The sequence below is a fragment of the Bradyrhizobium sp. Ec3.3 genome, assembly GCF_000472925.1.
GTDB lineage: Bacteria > Pseudomonadota > Alphaproteobacteria > Rhizobiales > Xanthobacteraceae > Bradyrhizobium.
This window is the reverse complement of record NZ_AXAS01000134.1, coordinates 1-4,235: the sequence shown is the minus strand read 5'-3', so window position 1 is coordinate 4,235 and position 4,235 is coordinate 1. Positions and strand designations below refer to the sequence as shown.

Here is a 4,235-nt window from a genome sequence, read left to right as displayed (position 1 = left end):
AGTGGCTTTGCGCGCGGCGGTGCGCGGGACGGCTCCGGTGTGCCTCCAGCCAGCCTCGCGCGCCGGGGCCGTTCTCGTTTGCAGGATCGGACCTTGTCCGGCTGGCCATCGAGCGCAAGGAATAGCCATGAGATCCCCGGTCGTGAAACGGTCCATCGTCGTCGGAGGTCACAAGACCAGCGTCAGCCTGGAAGAGGACTTCTGGAACGGCATGAAGGAGATCTCCGTTCTGCGCAATATGACGCTCTCGGCGCTGGCCGATGAGATCGACCGCAACCGCCCGCACGGCAATTTGTCGTCCGCGTTACGTTTGTTCGTCCTCGACCACTTTAAGCACCGGGCCGCGGCGACCCAGCTTGAGCAGAAAGTACCGGCACAGCCCAGCCATCGCGCGATGGGGCGTGAGCTCTGAAGCGAGACCGCAGCCCGCGTCCGTCCCGACCTCAATTCAGCTTCCGGCGCAGCTTCCTAATGATCTCCCGCAGATCAGGCGTCGAGCCTCTTGCCAGTGCTGCATTGCCCCATGCTAAGCCTCTCCGGCTCACTGGTATCCCAGACGCCAACACCAAGCAGCAACCATTTTCCAGAACCGGCGAAGCATTCCGGAAACAAGCCGAGCCTAGCCTACTGTTTATTGTCCAATGGGGATTTCGGTCGTGTGGGCATTTATTGAAAATCTGTATCGAGACTATTGCCTGACGCGGGTGCAAGAGATCCGGAAATACGAGCTGTCGCATTGAGCCATGGCCCGATCGCCGTTAGCCCGGAGCTCGCTGGGAATAGGTCGGAATGCTGCTCGGGTCAGGCTACCCTCTCGTTCAATTTCGCGTCGGCGAAACAACGTCCCACGACGTCAATCGGCGGCTTGCAACGTGCGTCGTTAGGCAATGCTCGCACAGTGGGTAGCCTGTCACCCTTGACCGCCCGATTGGCGACCTGATCAACAAATATGGAAACTTTCGCGCTAACATCTGCCTGAAGGGAAAATGCCTGCTGCGCTCCTATCAATGCAGCGAGGGTCACGATACAGGTAAGGAAATATGACGCGAGTGTCTTGATACGCATGGCACTGCTCACTCGACCATCCGCCCCCTAGCATAAGCTCTGTCGCGAGAGCAGCTTTGCGGTTCAAACCCTTTGGGTGCGGGCGCTCAGTTCCTCGGCAACTCCAACCATTCACTTACGTCGTTCGATCTCGACTAATTTTCTCCAAAATTGCGCGGCGTGCTCGTCCCAATGACAAGAAGAAAGCCGATACCGCAGCGCCCCATGGCAATTGCCAAAGAACGGCTCGCTGCGTGTCGCATGTTCGTCACGCTGGCGCAGTTGGCGCGCAAGATCATCCAAATCGACGGCAGCGAAGTCATCGCCGACTCGGACATCGGCACCATGTTGCTCATAATGGCCGCCGTGATCATCGGCCACGCCGAACAACGCCCGATGAACAAAAGCAGCGTGGCGGCGTTCCTCGACCTGCCGCGCACAACGATCGGACCGAAGCTCGACAAGCTCGTCGAGGTCGGCGCGCTCGTTTGCGAACAGGATCGATACTTCTTCATGGAGCCAGAGCGTGCTATTCGCCCGCCGGAGGGTGACGTGAGGCGGTGGACTTCTGCCGTTGCAAAAACGTATGAGCAGCTCGTCCCCCTTTTGACCGATCTCGACACTAAGGGATTTGGCTCGAAGCGTCACACGAGCTAAGAGGACAATCCCACTTGATTGGTGGAAGGCGCTAAGCGCCAAAGCATCACACCGCACACATAGAGGTTCGACTATGCAGAGGCCGCCGCAACGCGGCCCGATCGCGCGCCTTTTGCGCAAGCGGGCCATCGTCACCAAGGCGCAAGCCGAGTTGGAACACGCCTTCCGATCAACCCATTGGCGCGCGCCGTTGATCGCTCATTGGAAGGATACCGAGCCTACCTATTGCTGTCGCATCTGCGCCGCCGACGTCGAATGTGGGGAACACATTTGCGTATCTCATTCATAGCGCCCGCACTTCTTCTGACGGCATCGAGCATGTCAATCGTACCTTTGATCTGCCGAGCACGCAAAACGAGAAGATCAACGCGCTGTTCCTCTACGCGTTGAAGGCCGGCGGCGAGGAATTCGGCGCCGGCATCAAGATGTCGGTCGAGCGCGGTTGGCTCGAGCTGCACGAGAGCGGGACCTATGTGCGGCTCCTGAAGGATGATGCCGCGGGACATCAATCGGAATGAAAAAAGACCCGCCTCCGAGTTCATGGGAAGAACTGCACCAACGAAATGCGTCCGAAGGCGGGGCACGAGGACTTAAGTATTGCCAAAACATCGAATGACAGTCCGTAAGCCTGCAATCCGACCAGATCAAACTAGCAGGGCGCCTTGGGAAAACGTGGTAATTGGGTCTAGCGTGACCCTTGGACGCACCAGGATTGTGAAGCAGATAGAATGACCGATCGAGGCTGGGGCGGCCTTTCGACGAACCGATAAAGGTTGGCGGGCGCGATCTCGTCACCTTGCGCGATGCCGGCGAGTACATCGCCAAGCAACCCAAGGCTGTGCACGATGCCCGGAGTGGCAAACCGTGATGGAAGCGCTGATCCTGGTGGCAGAGAAAGGTGGACCGACGATGTTCGCCCGGATCGGCATCATGCGGGCCTTGAACCGGGCTACGGCGAAATGACAGGAGCCGCTCCAAAGAACGGCCCCGGCATGGGGCTGGCAACGCCGGAGCCGTTCTTGCGCGCTGGGTCCGAGCGGAATGACTTAAAGACCGGGAAAAAATGGCAATAGCACGGCCACTGCTTCTATTTGAGAGAGGCCCGCCGGCTCCGCAATGGAGGCGCTGATTCTGGTGGCCGAGCAAGGCGGCCCGGCGATGCTCGCTTGCATCGGCATCATGCGCGCCTTGAACCGCGGCAAGCCACCACCAGATGCTGAAGCGCGACGCAAGAAAGCCAAGGCGCATAGGGTTTTCAGATGACCGTTCCGGAAGCGAGGCCCGGCATTGGAGGCAAATCCAACCGGACCTCGCCGCCGCCGATACCCTGGGAGGAATCGACGACGACAAAAGTTCTCATGGTAGGCTAACGTCCGCCTGACGAGGCCCGCCAGCGTGAACCGATGGCCCAGGAGCGCCGAAGCCCACCGCTTGCAACCGCCGGTGCGCTTGCCCTTATCTAGGACCTTTAGGGCACGTTGTGAGTTGAGGCGTCATGCCGCGGTTTGCCAAGAACCCGGGGGCGCGTTATGAGCGCTACGCCTCAACGTCCGTCGTCAGCCGTCCCACCAGTCGCATTTGAGCGCCCCGCTTGTCCGAGGTGCAAAGCTCGGATGATGCTCGTCAGCATCGAGTCAGAACGCCCAGGCGTCGACTTGGATACGTTTCAATGCGCTGTCTGCAATCACGTGCTTTCGATCCTTGCGGCGCACGAAGATACCATGCACTCAAAGGCCCTTGGCCGCTGGCTTCTAGGCGATTTGCACCCGCCAAGGTAATGCCGATGCCGGGGCCGCAAACAGCCACGCTGGATTCCAGTAGCTCCGCGCGCGGCTGCGCTTGGGTGCGTGACCGCGGAAAGCCAGGTCCGGGCCCCTTTTCCGCGTCAGCGCGGATCAAGAGAGAGGGGCGCGAGACCGCAGCCCCGCGCCCTGTAGGCCCACGTTAAGTTGTCGCCGTAAGATCACCCCGGCTACTTTCGCCCATGCGCAAGATCAGCCTTCGTTCCGGTAGTAGGACGATGGGCTGACGCGAAACATTTTCTCGCTCTGTAACTTAAGTTAATCATGGGGCCGATCAAAGAAGTCGCATTATGGAACCGATCAGCCGAATATCGGACCGCATCGACCCTAAGACTGCCCGGTCGATTTGTGACGAGGTGGGTGACAGGTTGCAACAGGACTTATCTCGCGAAACTTCGCCCCTGCCGCCCTACCTCGAACGTCTAATCGATGAGTTGCGCAAACAGGAGCGTCATCCAAATGATGGCGTCGAAACCTGGCGCGCCCGCTGACTAGCGCGGCCGTCTGAGCGTGAAGAAACCTCGTCGCCGCGCTCGCCCGGCGCGCTCTCCGCTGATCTTGTCGTTGAGTGCACTGTTTCAGGGTTGCGTCTCGGCGGTCGCCCGATTGTCCGCTCTCGCGCCGCTGTCGGTAACCGGTCCAGGTACCTGACCGCACTCAACCCCCCGGGAGCAGCCCGGGCGGGCATTCCCGATGGCGGGGGGCTTTATTGCAAACCGAAGTCTGTTAGTG

At 59.9% G+C, this 4,235-nt stretch carries 5 protein-coding genes; all 5 read left to right on the top strand.

The window, feature by feature from the left end; all coding sequences use genetic code 11:
- Nucleotides 1-127: 127 nt before the first annotated feature.
- The 5 genes from YUU_RS0145520 (at nt 128) to YUU_RS58020 (ending at nt 3,994) form a co-directional block, all read left to right on the top strand.
- Nucleotides 128-412 carry a ribbon-helix-helix domain-containing protein gene (locus YUU_RS0145520; RefSeq protein ID WP_027528076.1) on the top strand — a complete coding sequence of 95 codons (285 nt, stop codon included), beginning with the start codon at nt 128-130 and terminating at the stop codon, nt 410-412.
- An 857-nt stretch (nt 413-1,269) separates the two neighbouring features.
- A complete protein-coding gene (locus YUU_RS0145515) occupies nt 1,270-1,701 on the top strand; it encodes a hypothetical protein (protein ID WP_156944943.1) in 432 nt (143 codons plus the stop codon).
- Between the two features lie 257 nt (nt 1,702-1,958).
- Nucleotides 1,959-2,219 carry a hypothetical protein gene (locus YUU_RS54465; protein ID WP_035665206.1) on the top strand — a complete coding sequence of 87 codons (261 nt, stop codon included), beginning with the start codon at nt 1,959-1,961 and terminating at the stop codon, nt 2,217-2,219.
- 598 nt (nt 2,220-2,817) lie between these two features.
- Nucleotides 2,818-2,964, top strand: a complete 147-nt coding sequence (locus tag YUU_RS60795; RefSeq protein ID WP_198031979.1) for a hypothetical protein — start codon at nt 2,818-2,820, stop codon at nt 2,962-2,964.
- A gap of 829 nt (nt 2,965-3,793) precedes the next feature.
- The gene (locus YUU_RS58020; protein WP_084802003.1) at nt 3,794-3,994 is read left to right on the top strand and encodes a hypothetical protein; all 201 of its coding nucleotides are present in this window, start codon (nt 3,794-3,796) and stop codon (nt 3,992-3,994) included.
- The last annotated feature ends 241 nt before the right edge of the window (nt 3,995-4,235 follow it).